This window comes from Pseudomonas sp. TSRC2-2, assembly GCF_049897785.1.
Taxonomy (GTDB): domain Bacteria; phylum Pseudomonadota; class Gammaproteobacteria; order Pseudomonadales; family Pseudomonadaceae; genus Aquipseudomonas.
This window is the reverse complement of record NZ_JAFCWZ010000010.1, coordinates 130,127-146,335: the sequence shown is the minus strand read 5'-3', so window position 1 is coordinate 146,335 and position 16,209 is coordinate 130,127. Positions and strand designations below refer to the sequence as shown.

At 58.8% G+C, this 16,209-nt stretch carries 12 protein-coding genes and 2 pseudogenes; 7 read left to right on the top strand and 7 right to left on the bottom strand.

Translation table 11 applies throughout. From position 1 onward, the window contains the following. Nucleotides 1-39: 39 nt before the first annotated feature. Nucleotides 40-963, bottom strand: coding sequence for a carbon-nitrogen hydrolase family protein (locus ACP7D9_RS20560; protein WP_101159553.1), 924 nt, complete (start codon nucleotides 961-963; stop codon nucleotides 40-42). An 83-nt stretch (nucleotides 964-1,046) separates the two neighbouring features. Here ACP7D9_RS20560 and ACP7D9_RS20555 point away from each other — a divergent pair, with 83 nt between their 5' ends. Further along, complete coding sequence (locus ACP7D9_RS20555) at nucleotides 1,047-1,961, top strand: LysR family transcriptional regulator (RefSeq protein WP_426159411.1); 915 nt, start codon at nucleotides 1,047-1,049, stop codon at nucleotides 1,959-1,961. A gap of 6 nt (nucleotides 1,962-1,967) precedes the next feature. Here the strand turns inward: ACP7D9_RS20555 and ACP7D9_RS20550 are convergent, their stop codons facing one another. Next, nucleotides 1,968-2,222 (bottom strand): hypothetical protein, encoded by a 255-nt coding sequence (locus tag ACP7D9_RS20550; protein WP_003224595.1) that lies wholly within the window; start codon nucleotides 2,220-2,222, stop codon nucleotides 1,968-1,970. A 154-nt stretch (nucleotides 2,223-2,376) separates the two neighbouring features. Between ACP7D9_RS20550 and ACP7D9_RS20545 the strand changes: the two genes are divergently transcribed. Then, nucleotides 2,377-2,694: a DUF883 family protein gene (locus ACP7D9_RS20545; protein ID WP_426159410.1), complete on the top strand. Its 318-nt coding sequence runs from the start codon at nucleotides 2,377-2,379 to the stop codon at nucleotides 2,692-2,694. Between the two features lie 57 nt (nucleotides 2,695-2,751). On the opposite strand, the gene ACP7D9_RS20540 is transcribed toward ACP7D9_RS20545, so the two are convergent. After that, complete coding sequence (locus ACP7D9_RS20540) at nucleotides 2,752-3,780, bottom strand: Ldh family oxidoreductase (RefSeq protein ID WP_426159409.1); 1,029 nt, start codon at nucleotides 3,778-3,780, stop codon at nucleotides 2,752-2,754. A gap of 229 nt (nucleotides 3,781-4,009) precedes the next feature. Between ACP7D9_RS20540 and ACP7D9_RS20535 the strand changes: the two genes are divergently transcribed. Beyond that, the gene (locus ACP7D9_RS20535; protein ID WP_426159408.1) at nucleotides 4,010-8,887 is read left to right on the top strand and encodes a dermonecrotic toxin domain-containing protein; all 4,878 of its coding nucleotides are present in this window, start codon (nucleotides 4,010-4,012) and stop codon (nucleotides 8,885-8,887) included. Nucleotides 8,888-8,944: 57 nt separating this feature from the next. Here the strand turns inward: ACP7D9_RS20535 and ACP7D9_RS20530 are convergent, their stop codons facing one another. Beyond that, a complete protein-coding gene (locus ACP7D9_RS20530; RefSeq protein WP_426159407.1) occupies nucleotides 8,945-9,214 on the bottom strand; it encodes a PepSY domain-containing protein in 270 nt (89 codons plus the stop codon). Nucleotides 9,215-9,367: 153 nt separating this feature from the next. Between ACP7D9_RS20530 and ACP7D9_RS20525 the strand changes: the two genes are divergently transcribed. Further along, entirely contained in the window at nucleotides 9,368-10,369 is a 1,002-nt protein-coding gene (locus ACP7D9_RS20525; RefSeq protein ID WP_426159406.1) for a FecR family protein, read from the top strand. 52 nt (nucleotides 10,370-10,421) lie between these two features. Here the strand turns inward: ACP7D9_RS20525 and ACP7D9_RS20520 are convergent, their stop codons facing one another. Beyond that, nucleotides 10,422-12,767, bottom strand: coding sequence for an acylase (locus tag ACP7D9_RS20520; protein ID WP_426159405.1), 2,346 nt, complete (start codon nucleotides 12,765-12,767; stop codon nucleotides 10,422-10,424). A 245-nt stretch (nucleotides 12,768-13,012) separates the two neighbouring features. Here ACP7D9_RS20520 and ACP7D9_RS20515 point away from each other — a divergent pair, with 245 nt between their 5' ends. After that, on the top strand, nucleotides 13,013-13,390 hold the full coding sequence (locus tag ACP7D9_RS20515) for a fe2+ zn2+ uptake regulation protein (protein WP_426159404.1): 378 nt from the start codon (nucleotides 13,013-13,015) through the stop codon (nucleotides 13,388-13,390). A 17-nt stretch (nucleotides 13,391-13,407) separates the two neighbouring features. Here the strand turns inward: ACP7D9_RS20515 and ACP7D9_RS20510 are convergent, their stop codons facing one another. Both ACP7D9_RS20510 and ACP7D9_RS20505 read right to left on the bottom strand, forming a co-directional pair. Then, nucleotides 13,408-13,596: a hypothetical protein gene (locus tag ACP7D9_RS20510; RefSeq protein ID WP_101159544.1), complete on the bottom strand. Its 189-nt coding sequence runs from the start codon at nucleotides 13,594-13,596 to the stop codon at nucleotides 13,408-13,410. A gap of 217 nt (nucleotides 13,597-13,813) precedes the next feature. After that, a complete protein-coding gene (locus ACP7D9_RS20505) occupies nucleotides 13,814-13,981 on the bottom strand; it encodes a hypothetical protein (RefSeq protein WP_426159403.1) in 168 nt (55 codons plus the stop codon). Here ACP7D9_RS20505 and ACP7D9_RS20500 point away from each other — a divergent pair. After that, nucleotides 13,980-15,110 (top strand): annotated as a pseudogene (locus ACP7D9_RS20500) (HAMP domain-containing protein); the annotation flags it as partial. The gene ACP7D9_RS20505 and the pseudogene ACP7D9_RS20500 sit on opposite strands and share 2 nt — an antisense overlap. Nucleotides 15,111-15,443: 333 nt before the next feature. Further along, nucleotides 15,444-15,971: pseudogene (locus tag ACP7D9_RS20495) on the top strand (methyl-accepting chemotaxis protein); the annotation flags it as partial. Nucleotides 15,972-16,209: the final 238 nt, after the last annotated feature.

The window sequence follows — 16,209 nt, the reverse complement described above, 5'->3', positions numbered from 1 at the left end:
TTTCAGATCCGGGCACTGCCCCCTGTGAGAGCTCAAAGGTCAGGAGTTGAACCGCACCCCCGGCTTCGCGCGCTCATCTACGGTCAACTCAAACACATCCGGCCGCGCATAGTGGCCGACCACATCGTAGTCATACCGCGCACGGATCAATTCATCGGTGTCGATTTGTGCCGTGAGCAACCCCGCTTCGCCACGCAACGGTCCCGCCAGGACATCGCCCATCGGCCCGACGATCACGCTGCCGCCGGCGATCAACGGGCGATCGCCCGGCCAGTTGGCAATCTCAACGCCCAACGCATTCGGCGAGGCTTGCACCTGACAAGCGCTGACCACGAAGCAGCGGCCTTCATGAGCGATGTGCCGCATGCTGACCTGCCACATCTCGCGCTCATCCACGGTCGGCGCGCACCAGACCTCGACACCCTTGGCATACATCGCCGTGCGCAGCAGCGGCATCATGTTTTCCCAGCAGACCACCGCGCCGAGCTTGCCGACCTGGGTGTCGAACACCGGCAGCGTCGAGCCGTCACCCTTGCCCCAGATCAGTCGTTCAGTGCCGGTGGGCATGAGCTTGCGGTGTTTGCCGATCAGCCCGGCCTGCGGGTCGAAATACAGCACTGTGCAATACAACGTGCTGCCGGCGCGCTCGATGACACCGATCACCAGGTTGGCCCCGGTGCGCGCTGACAATCCGGCCAGCGCTTCGGTTTCGGCGCCGGGCACATCGATGGCATTGGCGAAATAACGCGCGAAAGCCTCACGCCCCTCGGGCAGTCGGTAGCCCAATTGAGTGCCGAAGCCCTCGCCTTTCGGATAGCCACCAAGCAAGGCCTCGGGCATCACCACCAGCGCAGCGCCGGCGTCACGGATCGCGTCTTCCCAGCTCAGGATCTGTTCGAGAGTTTCGCTTTTACCGCCGGGCAAAGCGCCGATCTGCAGCGCGGCAACAATGGATTTGGGCATGGTGTAACTCCATCAGGTTCAGGTGTTGCTGATTCTCCAGCGGCACGCGATCATGAATAAAGCCCTGCCCGCTGCTGAATGATATGAGCCAAATGAATATCGCCGACATCGACCTGAACCTGCTGAAAGTTTTCGAGGCACTGCACGAGGAGTCCAGCGCCAGCCGCGCCGCACTGCGCCTGGGCGTGACGCAATCGGCAGTCAGCGCGGCGTTGCGCCGTTTGCGCGAGGTCTATGGCGATCAGTTGTTCGTCCGCACCGGGCGCGGACTGGCGCCGACCCTGCAAGCCAATCAGCTGAAACCAGTGATCAACGATGCCCTGAACAAATGCCGACAAAGTCTGGCCATGCTCGATCCAGCGGCCAATCAATACGACGGGCGTTCGATTGCGATTGGTCTGTCGGATGATTTCGAAATTGCCTACGGTCGCCACTTGATCGAGGAAATCGCCTGGCGCGCGCCGAAGCTGCGGCTGATCTTTCGCCAGACCCATAGCCAGATCGTCGCCCGCGCGCTGATGGAGCGCAGCATCGACCTGGCGATTACCGCTGGCGGGTTTGCCGAGCGCCTGCTCAGCCGTCAGGTGTTGGGCGAAGGTGGCTACGCGTGCCTCGTCGACCCGGCCAGTCTCGCGCCCGGCCAGCAGCACATCGAGTTGCAGGAGTTCGTTATGCGCGAGCACATTCTGGTGTCGTCGGGAGGCTTTATCGGCATCACCGATGAGGGTTTGGCGGCAGTGGGATTGAGCCGCCGGGTCTGCGCGTCGACCACGCATTTTGCCGCGCTGCCGTTTCTGCTCAAGGGCAGTCAGGCCGTAGCAACCATTCCAACCCATGCTGCCGCAAGCATCGCAGCGCTGAGCGGGCTGGCATTGCTGCCCTGCCCTTTGCCGTTGCCGCGCTATCCGGTGGAACTGGGTTGGCGCACCAGCACGCAGATCGATCCGGTGCTGGGCAAGGTTCGCGAGGCGATTGCCGCCACGTTCAGCCAGGTGTGAAGCGGTTTACTTGTTCGCCGCCATCAGGCGATTGACTTCGCTGCGCACCATGTTGGCGAACTCCGGTGGCGACATGCCGTCGAGTTCGGCGCGAACCCACTCGGCCCATTTGCCCTTGCGTTTGGAGCGTTCGCCAAACAGGCGCGCGGCTTCGCCTTTGGCTTTACCCAGATTGTTCTGCCAGAGTTCGAACAGACGGGATTTCTCATCTTCCAGCGCGGCGCGCTCTGCGAGGGATTTGTCGGCCAGATTGAAACTCATGGGGATTTATCCTGCTGCGTAAAATGGCGACATCTTACACGCTCGGCGGAAATCTCCAGTGCAGGTTTTTCCCTTGTCCGCGAATGACATGCAACTTTTCGCCTGCCGCTACACTCCATTGGTCACTGTCCATTCACCTGCAAGGAGTCATCCAATGGCCCGTAAAACTGCCTCGCAAGCTGCCGAAGAGCAAATCAAGGATCAAGCTTTCAGCGAGCTTCAGGCTCTGATCGAAGAATCGGACAAACTGCTCAAGAGCAGCGCTTCACTGGTAGGCGAAGAGGCGGAAACGCTGCGTGCACAAATTGCTCAGAAACTGCAGCTGGCGCTGGATTCGGTGTCCAGCGTGCGCGACCGCACCAAACCCGCCGTTGCAGCCACCGAGAACTACATCGGTGGTCATCCTTGGCAGACCGTGGCGGTTTCCGCCGGTTTCGGCCTTGTGGTGGGCCTGCTGCTCGGCCGTCGCTGAGTCCAGCGTTAAAAAAAAAGCGAACCCTGCGGTTCGCTTTTTTTATGCCTGCGCGAACTATTCTCCCGCCAACTCGCGTAACTGCCGCAACGTCTGCTCATCCAGGTCGATCCCTTGGGTCATTGATCGACCGCGCTGCAAATGCCGCCGATCCCCCGGCAGGCGCTTGAGTCCGACCCCGTGCATCTGCCGCACCAGTTCCTCGCTGCGCTGGGCAAAGCTTTGCCCCGCCGCTTTGCTCGGATCGATGACGATCAATAGTTGGCCAGTCCATGGGGTTTTCGCGCCAGGGTGGTTGGACCAATCGAACTCGAACGAAAAATTGCCACCGGTCAACGCCGCCGCCAGCAACTCGACCATCATCGACAGCGCCGACCCCTTGTGCCCGCCAAACGGCAACAACGCCCCGCCTTCGAGAATTGCCTTGGGATCCTGAGTCGGTTGGCCGAGGCTATCAACGCCCATGCCGGCCGGCAGCCTTTCGCCGTTGCGCGCAGCGATCTGAACATCGCCGTGGGCAATGGCGCTGGTGGCCAAGTCGAAAACTATCGGCGCGGCATTGGCTCTCGGCGCCGCGAAGGCAATCGGGTTGGTGCCGAACAGCGGTCTGTCAGCACCATGGGGCACTACGCAGGTCATGCTGTTGACCACGCTCAACGCCACCAAACCTTCGTCGGCGAAGGGTTCAACGTCCGGCCAGAGTGCGGCGAAATGATGTGAGTTGCGGATCGCCAACACCGCGATCCCGGCGTGACGAGCCTTTTCCACCAGCAGCGATCGGGCCGCCGCCAATGCCGGCTGGGCAAAACCATTGCCGGCATCGACGCGGACAAACCCGGGCGCGACGTCTTCAACCCGGGGCACGGCATGGCCATTGACCCAGCCACTCTTCAGGGTCGAGACATAACCGGGAATGCGGAATACACCGTGGCTATGGGCACCATCGCGTTCGGCGTTGGCGCAATTGGCCGCCAGCACACCAGCCACTTCGCTGGAGGTGCCGTGGCGTAGAAAAATCGTTTCCAGCAGTTGCGTGAGTGCTTCGACGGATAACGAGGACGAACCATGATCGTGTGGCGCAGACATCTGAAGCTCCAGAATGATTATTGGAGGGAACAACAGCGTACGGTCGATTTGACCACCGATTAACCGCGCCAGAGCTGTCGGCTGTCAACCCTTGGATTGAACGACAATGCTGATGCTGTCGAACACACATTTACCGTTGGCAGGTGCGGTAACTGAATACCGCCAGTGCTCGCGGTCGCGGATCTATGGTTGAGTCCCTGCCCGATGGCGCCCCGTTCAGAGCCCTATGATGTCCAGTTCGACCGCACCTCTGCTGTTTCCCGAGATTTTGAAATCCCCCGGCCTGCATGCTGATCTGGCCAAAACCCATGGTCTGAACAGCAAAGACTTCAGTTGGCTCGCGCACGTGCAACTGGCCACCCACGCCCTGCGTAGCGAACAGACCCCGCCAATGCTCGCCGAGCGCATTCTGCTTAACGCCGACAAGCAACTGCCCGTACCGTTGGCCGGTAGCTTCATTCTCGGCAGCGGCCCGGACGACGACGACGGCATGTTTCTCTACACCCCCTACGACGGGCTGAAGAAATACAGTGATGACGAAGCGCTGACGCAGGCGTTGCAAACGCGCCTGGACAATGCCGATGAACAGGACGATCTGTTGGCGTTCCTCAGCGCTTCGCAGCGCAAGGAACTGGTGGAAAAAAGCGTTATCAGCGTTACCCGCGAAACGATCGAAGGCGATGTATTCGAGGAGCAACAAAACTCGATCACTCTCGCTCAGCAAGCCTGTTCGCGCGACTTGCTTGACGAACTCAAGCGCCTGCCGTCGCTCGCCTCCCTGCTGGAAAAGATTCTCGATGAACGACTCGAAGGGCACTTTGGCGACTTGCGACAGAGTGACACCCGGGTCAATTTTTACGTGGATATTGCGCCCTCTTCCGGAGAAACCAGGCATTGGGTCGAATCGCTATCGCTCAGTGCAGCGCTGCTGCTGCACTTTCGCCGTCAGCAATGGCCGCAAGGTCAGACCATTGAGTTCTCCAATCCTGCCCGCCTCCCAGCCACGGATGATCAATCAGCATGGGAAACAGCGATCAAGACCGCGTCGGGCAAACTGATCATGCTGTTGTTTCGTCAGCTCGAGAGCTACTGGAATGCCGCCTCATTGGAAGGGGGGCCGAGACGGACATTGTTCAGCCAGGCTTTGCAGGACCAGGCACGCGCCGATCTGATGATCAAGCGCGAGACACAAATCCTCAGCGCCAGCGAGTTCGATGCGCTCCACAGTCTGATCCGTGAGCCGAACGTGGCCGTACGCAGGCCCACCTTCGAAACCGTGTGTCTGCGCGAGGCCGCCACTCAGGTCGAGCTGGCCGGCTCGCTGATGATCAATCATGAGAACGCATATCTCTTCACCCCCAGCGAAGGCCTGCAAGTCCTGACCAACTATGCCGATCTCAAAGAGACGCTCAGTGCCAAACTCGATACTGCAGGGCACGAAGACGAACTGTATGGGCTGATGAGTCTGGAGGAGCGCGATCACTACCTTGGTTTTACCAATGCCCAGGTGTCAGGCGAAAACATCGGAGGCGAAATAATGGCTACCTTGTTCGAGGCCATCGTCACCAAACAACGGCAAAACGTCGAGTTTGCCTTGCAGCAATTTCGCCAGAGTGAACGTACCAGAGACATTCATGCACTGTTCGACAAGGCGCTGGATATCCGCTCGATGCTCCATCAGCGCCTGCTCAAACTCGACGTCAATCAGCGTTGGAGCACCCGGCCGTCGTTTTCCAGCGCTCCGCCATCATCACTGGTGCAGGCAGACAAGGCGGCGCAATTGACGAAAGAGCTTCAAGGACGGCTCAAACCCCTCACTGATGAATTCAACAATCAACCGACTGCAAGCAGCGGTGAACAGCGCGGCTTCGTGGAAAGCATGCTGTGGAAACTGGCGCAGGCTTACCAGGCGGGAATTTGCGCTGAAGCACACCTGAGAAACCTCAATGGTTCATGGCCGCAGGCCGAACGAAAAATCATCGAAACCGTATTCGACACTGCCCACGCCACCCGCGCCGAACGCCAGTCGCTCAATGGCTTTCGCCCGGACGCCTGGACAATGTCCTTGAAATGCGAAGGCCAGACTGACGCATTGCCGCTTGCCTACTGTGTGTTGCTGACCGAACGCGGCGGCCTGGACGTCGCGCATTCCGGCCGCGCCATTCTGTGGACGCCGGCTAACGGCCTCGAGTCGTTCGCCGACATCGCCGTTGCGCGCCAGCAATTGCAACGAAGGCTAGACGACACAAACCTGAGTTCAACCTTGCTGGAAAATCTGCCAGCGAAGCTGCGTCGCCTGGATCAGCCGTACACGCTCGGCACTTTCGAGTTGATTGACGGCAGCGTGTCAAGCGATCGCATGCAATCGGCCATTGACCATTACATGGCCGAGTGTGAATTTTTACGGATTTGCATCAAGGACCAAGACACGCTGGCGAAGTTTCTCAAGCAAATGAAAGCCAACGTCATCGATACCAATTTGCTGCGGGCCATCGATATCGCTCGTTCCGTTTCCCGGCATCTGGACTACCCCGACTGGTTGCGCATGGCCCCGGTGAAGGAACAGCGCACGCAACTTGCACTGCTGGATGAGGTGCGGCGAGCCTTTATCGATGGCAAGGACTTCATTGAAGGCGTTCCGACTCTGGCCACTCACGTAGAGCAGACACTGAAGACACTGCTCGATGCCAGATTCCCCAATAACCGGCTCCGTCCTCAAGACATCCAGATCACCCCTAACCTGACGCTTGCCGGCCCAGCCTGCGACCTGCTGGAATTTGCCCAGCATCACTACAACATCGTGCAGGACACAGGTTTTTCAGTATCCGCAAAAACAGCCACGGCGTTACCGAAAAACTTCGATCAGGCCGCCGTGCGTCAACTGCTGCTATCGCTGGAAGTCGCCACAACTTATACGCGCAAGGTGACCGAAGCGCTGTCGGGCGACACTGAGGCTGCGCGCCTCAGCAAACAACGATTCCTCCGCCAATTACCCTGGCAGTTGATGCAGCACGCGCACACGTTGAAGCTGCAACAGCAACTGTCCGATAGCGGTTACGACTACATCTGCCAAATACTCGATATGCCGGACGGCATTGCCCGTGCCACCGTCGACGGAGCACATGCCATCGTCAGCCCACTCTCGTTGATCAAAACCTCCGGCGCCGCTTCCGTTGACGCCCTCGGCCTGTACGTCATCGGGCCGGGCGCGGGACAAACGGGGCCACGGGTCTTGTATGCGCCCTATTCCAGGTTCGTATTGCGTGAATTTGAAAACGAAGCGCAGTTGATCGAAGCATTGAACACCCCCGGGCCTTTCCAGGATCTGATCATCAGGCGTCTGCCAGAGAATCAGCAGGCCGTATTCAGGAACCTGTTGCAAACCACGATTGGCAAACCCAGCGAGATCACGCTTCAAAGCACAGCCGTCAACGATAATGCGCTTGAGCTGTTTCACAAGGACACGCTCAGTCTCGTGCCGCACCTGCTCGGTAGCCAGCCACAGATCAATGCCCAGTCGGATTGGGAAGCGGCGAAAATTCTGTTCAGTAAAGGCGTGCGCCTGGTACCCCACTTGTTGCCGGCGAAGCTCGCGTCTGTGTTTTTCCTTTGGCAAAGCTACCAAGACTTCAAGACATCTGCCGAAGCCCTTCAAAATCACCATTGGGCGGACGCTCTGAAAAACTTTATAGCCGGCGCGATATCCCTTTACAGTCTGGGCCGCTTGTCCTGGGAAGCAGAAGCAGAAACGGCCACCGACGACTTTGCGCCACAAGCTCAGCCTGCTGCCGACGCAGACACAACAGCCAAAGTAGCCGCTCGATGGGCGAAAGTGTCACCCGTTTCAACCGCTCGGGTGGAGCTACAGTCACTTGAAACCAGCAAAGCGCTGCAAAGTCTCAAACTCGAGAGCAATAAGCTGGTGTATGGAGACACGTCGACAACCCAGAAATATGCGGCCATTGCTGGCAAGGTCTACCCGGTGGTCGAGTCTGAGAAAACCTGGTATTTGCAGGTCAAGCAGGGCGGCAGAGGGCCTGCTCTCGAAGAGAAAAACCAAAGACTGGTGATTGCGCGGACCGGCAACCCCGTTCACTTGTGCCGATCGAAGCGGCGCGATCTCGTACAAATCGAAGTCGAGACAAGCCGTTGGATAGAAATGGATATTCAGGCCAAAGGGATGGCACAGATCAATCGCCGCTACCCCGCCAGGGCCTTTGTCATCGAGCAAGCCATAGGCCGGGCAAGACGCTACGCACTGAACTGTCTGCACAACCTGGCCTTATATCGCGACAACCTGGGCGGCAGTCGCCTGGAAACTGTATTGAAGGGGATTTTCGACGTCTCGCAAGTCACACCTGCTCTGCTTGCAAACATCAAAAAAGTGCTGATCCCCCTCTGCCATGAGCTGGCCGACCCCAAAGATGACTTACTCCATACCGAACGGTTTTTCGCTGGTTTGAATTCCCGTTACTCCGACAACACCGTTGCATTCGTCTTCAAACAGGACAAGCGAAAAATAGTTCACCTCACCGAGAACTTCTTCAACCCGCAGCAGGATGCCTATACCGCCTACTTGCCGCAACGGTTCAACGTCGATTCTCACGCTCGGGCAGTGACGCTGATTCACGAACTGTCGCATCTGGTGTGCGACAGCGAAGATTTTGCGGGGGTAGACGCGATCAGTCCCTATCCCGATCTGATTGACACGAGCACTGCAGATGGGCAAACGCTTAAAGATGATCTCGAACTCAGGCGCAAGTCCTTGTCGCGCTCTACAGCGTCTGAACGCCTGTTCGCAGTGGAAAACGCCAGCAACGCCTGGATCGGTGTGGACCAGGTGCCGTCGCACGCTGATGATTACAAAAAGATTCTGCGACTTACCAAGAGCAAAAACCTTGCAGACGCCCGCAAGGCTTTTCGTAGCACCGTCTCGGATGAGGCGCGCATTGCTGTGGTACTGGCCAACGCTGATTCGATCGCGTTGCTGATGAGTGATATCGGCAGAGAACTGGACCCGCTGCCGGCAGCCATACCCTTACCGGCCCCAGTGCCTGTCTCTGTCTCTGTCGCAAGTCAGACGCAATCCCCGCAACCAGAGCCGTAAACAAAAAAGTGCGCAGGTTCGACACCCGCGCACTTTTATACAGCCAGCAGTTAGGACTCAGTCCTTCTGATCACGCAACACGTTGCCCGAAGCGCCGTCAATTCGGAACTCGTAAACAATACCGTCGGCCTTGCGCCCTTCGCCTTCCCAGTAGCCGTCATTGTCGGCACCGATCTCATAGACTTCGACATAACCGGCTTTGGTCTTGGCGACCTCGATGGCTTTTTCGATGGTGATCCAGCCAGCGCCTGGCTTGTCCGCCAAGGCGGCACCGGCGCTGAGCAGACCGGCGGTGGCAATCAGGGCTGCGAATGTCTGTTTGATCATTTTTTCACTCCATTTATGGATAGTAGGCACTTGCTTCCTGTGTTTTTGGGCGCCACAGGGGAAAATAAGTTCCACGTTGATGGGTAAATGCCATGACGGATGTTCTCGGCAGCGGGTCAGCGAGGTTAGAATGAGCGAAATCAGGACGAGTCAATGACCCAAGACACTCTTTCGGAAGCCGAATACGATGCGATCACCGATGCCGCCGCGCAGTGGTGCATGCGTCTGCACGCCGTTGACTGCACGGACGAAGAGCGTCGCGCGTTCCAGGCATGGCACGATGCGCATCCCTTGCACGCTTTCGAATACCAGGCCATGCAAGAGATCTGGGAAGTCGCCGGAGATCTGCCGCGAACCGAGCCCGAGGCACTCGCTGCACAACGCAAGCCTTCGCGCTCATGGCCCAGGTTCGCGGTCATTGCCGGCGCCTGCGCCCTCGCCTTGCCGCTCGCGGCCTACACCGGCTGGAGTCTGGGCTGGTTGCCCAACAGTTATCAGCATTACGCCGCCAGCGACAATGTCCGTCAGATCACTTTGAGTGACGGTAGCCAGCTGGAACTCAACCTCAACACCGACCTGACCTTCAGCAATTACAAACATGAACGCCGCGTGACCCTGAACAAGGGCGAGGCGTTTTTCAGCGTCAGTCACGACGCCGCACACCCGTTCGTGGTTCGCGCCGGCGAAGGCAAGATCCGTGTGACTGGTACGCGCTTCAATGTCTGGATGTATGAAGACCAGGTTCGGGTGAATCTGATCGAAGGCTCGGTGCTGGTCAGCAGCAATCGCGATCTACCGGGCGACGGTCTGCGCCTGACGCCATCGATGCAGGCACGCTACCGACATGGCGACTACACGCCACAAATCAGCCAGACCTACCCGAACGACACCTCGCTGGCTTGGCGCAGCGGCCGATTGGTGCTCGACAACCTTGCGCTTCACGACGCCCTGCCGTTGATCAATCGTTACCTCGACAAGCCGTTGATGCTCGCCGACACCAGCACCGGCGCGATCCGCGTGGGCGGCGTCTATAACATCAAAGAGTTGAACAACCTCGCCAACAGCCTGCCGAAAGTGCTGCCGGTCTACCTGACCCGCAACAAGGAAGGTAACCCGGTGATCAACTCGATGCCGCAACGTCCCTCGAAAAGCTGAAGGCCGCGTCCCTTGCGGGAGGCGGCCTTCGTTTGTTTCAGGTGATGAACTTTTACTGCGCTACCACCTTCCCTGCCTGTTCTTGTGCCTGGTGTATGGTCTGCACCTGATATTGCGGGTCTGCCTGGATTTGCTGCTCGGTAAATGGCAGAACGCTCCACTGTTTTCTGGAAAACGCCGCCGTCTGATCGCGCGAGTATTTCGACGCCGGATCACTTGATAACGAGAACGCCAACAGCCCTTGGGCATGTGGGCCGCTTTCGTCGAAGCTCACCACTTGCAGATAACTGGTGCCGCTGACCACCTCCAGTTTGCCGTCCTCGCGGGGCACGCTTTGCATCGCGTTGTAGATGCCAAGGGTCCCCGGCCCGCCGTGAATCGGCGTTTGCTGCCCGCCGCTGCTGACCACTTGAATATCACCCCAGCGCGTGTCCGGCTTCAGGCGCATTTTGCCAGTCAGTTCGACCGACGCCAGCATCGCCTCGCGTAGCGCTTTGGCGACAGCGGGTTGTTCAACCGCCAGACCACGCGGAGTGTTTTGCGCATCAGCCGGATCGAAGGTGACGCGCCAGATGTCCGGCGATTCAAGCAGCGCCTGCATGATGTTCCGGAAGTGCACCAGGCCAAGCCCGGAATCCAGATTGGCGCGGCCGTCCCAGGCTTTGAGGCTGACGCAGGCAGGCTTTAGTGTCGCCGCATCGCTGCCCAGATCCGATGCGCAGAACTTCAGCAGATCAGGCATGACCTGCGTGGCCAGGTACACCTGATCATCCATCACCATGCTTTGCAGATCCCTGATCCCCAGCGGGCCTTTTTTGCTCAGGTTGCCCAGGCGATCCAGGGCGAATCGCGAGCGCAGGCCCAGCGGTTGTCCGTCCTGGCTGATCAGCGGGGAATAGCCGGTAAGCGGTTGCGCCGGATTGGCCAGCCACGCAGAGTCGTTTGAGTGCTGGACAAAATCCTTGCGCAGCAACTGCGGCAACTGACTGGAGGCGAATATGCCCTGCTGTGCCGCTTGCGGATCGATATCCCAGGCACACTCGCTGTTGGAACCGTCCAGAACAATCATGTGCAGGCCCGCGCGTGGGTCGCTGCATTTGGCCAGCTTGTCGGCGCTGACATTCGGCACCACCGAGAGGTTCATGTACAGCGTCTGGCCTTTGTCATCCACCACCAGAGTGTTGACCCAGGGAATGCCCTGAATCCTGTGCACGGCGTCCTGCAGATTCGAGATGCTGTTGGCCTGGTTCATCGCATACCACTGCTTGAGCACACGATCGTTGTCCAGATTGGCATCGCGCAAGCTGTAGGCGTACTGCTTGTCCCAGTCGAGCTTGCCCGGCCACTGCACGATCGGCCCGAATTGCGAACTGTAGACGTCGCGCGTCACCGGTACGACCTGGCCATCAGCCTGCTTGACCTGCACGGTGACTGTCTGCCTGCTCAGCGCGAGCGACTTGCCGTCGACCAGGTAACGGGTCGGATCTTTCGGATCGAGTTGCAGACGATACAACGTGAAGTGTTTCGACGAGTCGACGGTATGGGTCCAGGCCAGATGCTGGTTGAAACCGATGTTGATCATCGGCAAGCCCGGCAACGCCGCGCCCATGACATCCAGCTTGCCGGGAATGGTCAGGTGCATCTGATAGAAGCGCATTCCACCCACCCAGGGAAAATGCGGGTTGGCCAGCAACATGCCGCGGCCGTTGAACGAGCGCTCGCTGCCGACCGCCACGGCGTTACTGCCTCGATCGAGGGCGAAACGCTGCTGACGTACGTCGGCCAATTGAAAGGCCTGAGCGTTGCGCTGAACCTGCGCAGTGGATTGCGGTGGGGTCGCACCGGCCAGGGCTTCGGCGAACTGGCCCACCCCGCCTTCTGCCAGCAGGCGCCGCGTCAGCTTGACCAGGTCCTCGGCGTGGATCTCACGCACCCATTCACCCTGGCATTGCTGTGGCAGTCCCTGTTGACGGCGTTCGGCCAGATAGCGGTTGTAACCGGCGGCGTAGCCTCGTACCAGATCACGCACCTGAGCCGGTTGCGCCTGCCAGAACGCTTCGACCGCTGCAGGTGTGTTGAGCCAGGTGAAGAACACGTCACTCACGCGATTTTCCCGTTGTTCAACGGTGAACTGTTCGGGACCAAAGTAACGGGAACGCTCGCCATTGACCGTGACGATTTCATTGGCCAGCAGACACAAATTGTCCTGAGCATAGGCATAACCGATACCGAAACCCAGACCGCGCTCGTTCTCGGCACGAATGTGCGGCACGCCGAAACTGGTACGCCGAATGTCGGCGCGGGTGTCCGTGGCCGGACTCAGTGCATGAGCCGACAGGCTCAGTCCGAATAAGGTGCCGGCAAGGGCCAGCCCGGTGAGTTGCCTGGAAATAATCACGCTCGCTCCTGATCGAAAGGTCGGTTGCCCCTGCGTCCACGCGCAATGAGCCTGACGAAGAAACGAAGCTGAGAAAAAAATATTTAGCGCGAAAAACCACCGAGGCGGCGCCGTCATCACGAGGCTGGGACGAATTGGCGACGAAATTTCTACATCTTTTCTTTCATGATTTGCCGTGCTGAAACGTCTTGTTTAGAGAACGCAACAAAACCTTTCCCGATCTGGCTCTGAAAAGGAGTAATCGCATGTACAACTCGCAACTACCATCGGACGGTAGCCAGACGCCACAGAGCGTTTCCATAAGTACGCACACCGACAATTTCACCCAGCGCGGCGAGCGTCCGGGCAACGAGCGTATCCGCGTTCTATTGAAGAGTTTCGGCCTGCGCACCAGCCTGATTCGGCTGAAAGTCATCGACGCGCTGCTGGTGGCAGCACAGAGCAATCGCCGCTTGGGCGTGCGCGGTGTGCATAGCCAGTTGCTCGATCTGGACGTGCCGTTGTCTTTTCTCAGCGTCCGCGAAGTGCTTAAACGCTTGTGCGCCGAAGGTGTGATCACCTTCAACGCCGACAAGAGTTACAGCCTGCACCCGCAGGCTGCTGCGGTTCTCAGCGACGAATAAGGCCTGTGGAATAAACGTCAGGGCTTGACCTTGCGGCGCATTACGCCATTGATCACCACCACAATCACTGCCACGCCAATCGCGACGTACTGGAAGGTTTTTTCAGTGATCATTCCGGCGTTTTGCAGCCAGGACAGGCCGAGCATGATCGCCAGTACGGACAAAGCGATCAGAATCGAATAAATCAAGCGTTGCTTCTGGGTCATTGCGGTTTCCTGAAACGTAGAAATGTGTCCGCTTGCAGGCCACCTGCTCTGAGGATTCTGAGTAAACGCGACACAAACGGAGGCTCATGTTACAGACGCTGAGGTGTTTTGGCTGCAGGATCGGCCACCTTCAGGCTGCCCGGTCGATTTGCCGCAACCCACGCCCGCGCCGCCAGTTCGGTTAGAACCTGTCTGGCCGCATCACGAAGATTCTTGTTTAGCGCAGATCACGGCGGCTCCATTGCGAAACCAACCGGTCATCGCTACGCATTTGTTTAGGTACGCAAGCACCTAAAGCTTCGGCGCAGAACGACGATACGCTGTGATACCCGCCCTGTTTCAATTCCCGCCGTTCAACAAAAAGCCGCTCAAGGATCAGTTCCATGCCCGCACTGCGCACTATTCAGGCTCGCTACACGCTGTTTCTGGTTCTGTTTATCCTGCTGTTGTCAGTGCTGACCGTGGCCGGCATCAGCCAATTGGTCGCGCCGACCCTGCGCGATACCGAAGAGAAGGTCGTGCTCAACCGCATCGCCGAGGTCGCGGTGCAGATTCAGGGCGAACTGAACAAGGTACAGGCGCAGCAACGCAGCATCACTCAGACCATCCCGCTGCTCGACAGCGCTGCCATCGATGTAGTGTTGCCAGGGCTGGTGGATCAGTACGGCGAACCGAAAGTCTTCGGCGGCGGCATCTGGCCGTTGCCCGGCCAGCGTGAAGCCGGGCGCAACAAGTTCAGCACCTTCTGGCATCGCGACGCCTCGGGCCAGCTCAAGGTCAATACGTTCTGGAACAGCGATGCGGCACCCAACTACTACGACCAGAGCTGGCACAAGGGCGGCATGGCCACCCCGCGCGGCCAGTGCGCATGGGCCGCTGCCTATAAAGACGATGCCAGTGCCGAGCCGCGCACCAACTGCGCCATGGCTATCTACAAGAACGGCAGTGCCTGGGGCGTTTCGACCATCGACGTGACCCTGGGCTTCTTCAACGACCTGGTAGCGCGCAAGGAAAAAGACCTTAATGCCGAGATGCTCATCGTTGAGGCTGACGGCAAGATCATCAGCAACAGCTCGCGCATCAGCGGCCCGATCGTATTGAAGAACATCAGCGAACTGGCGGCCAGCTCGACCTTCGTCAATCAGATCAAGACCGGCCTGCAGAATCGCGATAAAGCGCAACGGGTGGAGTTCGACAACAACGGTGAAGCCGCGACATTCTTTATGCGCCCTATCGAGGGCACACCGTGGTTCCTCGCCACCGCCCTGCCCACCAAAATGCTCACCGCCCAGCGCGACGATGTGCTCAACAGCCTGAGCCTGATCCAGATTCCGCTGGTGATCCTGCTGGTGCTGTTGCAGGTTTACGCGATTCGTAAGCTGGTGCAGCGCATGAAAGCCCTCAAAGCCAACATCGACTCGCTGTCGAGCGGCGACGCCGACCTGACTCGCCGCATCACCATTCGCGCTGAAGACGAGCTCGGTGCGATCGGCCATTCGGTCAACACCTTCATCGCCTACCTGCAAAACATGATCGGCGAAGTCACTCAGGCCACCGGCGCCATGGCTTCGAGCCTCGATAACCTGCAGCGCACCTCGGCACACACCAGCCAGATCCTGCTGCGTCACGCCTCGGAAACCGACCAGACCGTCACTGCCATTACCGAAATGAGCTCGACCGCCGAAAGCGTTGCGCAAAACGCCGCCGAAACCGCAGCGTTCACCCAGCGCGCCAACGAGAACGCCGATCGCTCACGCGTCGTGGTCGGTGAAGCGACCAACAGCGTGGTCGCGCTGATTGACGAGGTCGCCAGCGCTACACACAAAGTTGAAAACATGCAGCAGGACGCCCAGCGCATCACCGAAATCCTTGGCGTGATCGGCGCGATTGCCGGGCAGACCAACCTGCTCGCCCTCAACGCAGCGATTGAAGCCGCGCGTGCCGGGGAACAGGGTCGCGGCTTTGCGGTGGTGGCGGATGAAGTCCGCGCCCTCGCCGCACGCACTCAGGCCAGCACTTCCGAAATCAACGAAATGTTGAACCGCCTGACCCAGGGCGTGAGTTCCTCAGTCAGCGCCATGGAAAACACCCAGGCCAGTTGCCAGTCCGCCGCCGACGCCACGGCACGGGTCAACTCGGGTCTGGACGAAATGGCCGGTTCGGTCAGCCACATCAACAGCCTCAGCACTCAGATCGCCACTGCCGCTGAACAGCAAAGCGCGGTCACCGAAGAGATCAACCGCAGCATGGTGCAGATCCGCCACATGGTCGATGAGTTGGTCCAGAGCGGCCAGGCCAGTGAGTTGAACACCCGCCAGTTGCTGGAAGCCAATAGCCGCGTCAGCGCGATCATGGGGCGGTTCAAGGTCAGTTGAGTCTTAGCCACCCACACTGGATTGCCCGATAGCAGACAATCCAGTGTGGGAGCGGGGATCTGATTCGCATCGACATTGCGATCAACATGTCACACCTTTCTGACCATCCAGCCACCTCTCCCTCATCCCCCTGTCAGCCTTGATCCATAATCATCCTGTCAGCCTGCCTTGTAGCAACTGGATACACTCAGTTGATGCCGGGGTGGAAAAACCGGTCAAAATGCGTTCTTTTTGCCCG

Excerpts from the sequence above, each read along its gene's own strand:
- ACP7D9_RS20560 (WP_101159553.1), bottom strand. The coding sequence starts at position 963 with ATGCCCAAATCCATTGTTGCCGCGCTGCAGATCGGCGCTTTGCCCGGC.
- ACP7D9_RS20530 (WP_426159407.1), bottom strand. The coding sequence starts at position 9,214 with ATGATCAAACAGACATTCGCAGCCCTGATTGCCACCGCCGGTCTGCTC.
- ACP7D9_RS20525 (WP_426159406.1), top strand. The coding sequence starts at position 9,368 with ATGACCCAAGACACTCTTTCGGAAGCCGAATACGATGCGATCACCGAT.
- ACP7D9_RS20550 (WP_003224595.1), bottom strand. The coding sequence starts at position 2,222 with ATGAGTTTCAATCTGGCCGACAAATCCCTCGCAGAGCGCGCCGCGCTG.
- ACP7D9_RS20540 (WP_426159409.1), bottom strand. The coding sequence starts at position 3,780 with ATGTCTGCGCCACACGATCATGGTTCGTCCTCGTTATCCGTCGAAGCA.
- ACP7D9_RS20545 (WP_426159410.1), top strand. The coding sequence starts at position 2,377 with ATGGCCCGTAAAACTGCCTCGCAAGCTGCCGAAGAGCAAATCAAGGAT.
- ACP7D9_RS20510 (WP_101159544.1), bottom strand. The coding sequence starts at position 13,596 with ATGACCCAGAAGCAACGCTTGATTTATTCGATTCTGATCGCTTTGTCC.
- ACP7D9_RS20555 (WP_426159411.1), top strand. The coding sequence starts at position 1,047 with ATGAGCCAAATGAATATCGCCGACATCGACCTGAACCTGCTGAAAGTT.
- ACP7D9_RS20535 (WP_426159408.1), top strand. The coding sequence starts at position 4,010 with ATGTCCAGTTCGACCGCACCTCTGCTGTTTCCCGAGATTTTGAAATCC.
- ACP7D9_RS20505 (WP_426159403.1), bottom strand. The coding sequence starts at position 13,981 with ATGGAACTGATCCTTGAGCGGCTTTTTGTTGAACGGCGGGAATTGAAA.
- ACP7D9_RS20515 (WP_426159404.1), top strand. The coding sequence starts at position 13,013 with ATGTACAACTCGCAACTACCATCGGACGGTAGCCAGACGCCACAGAGC.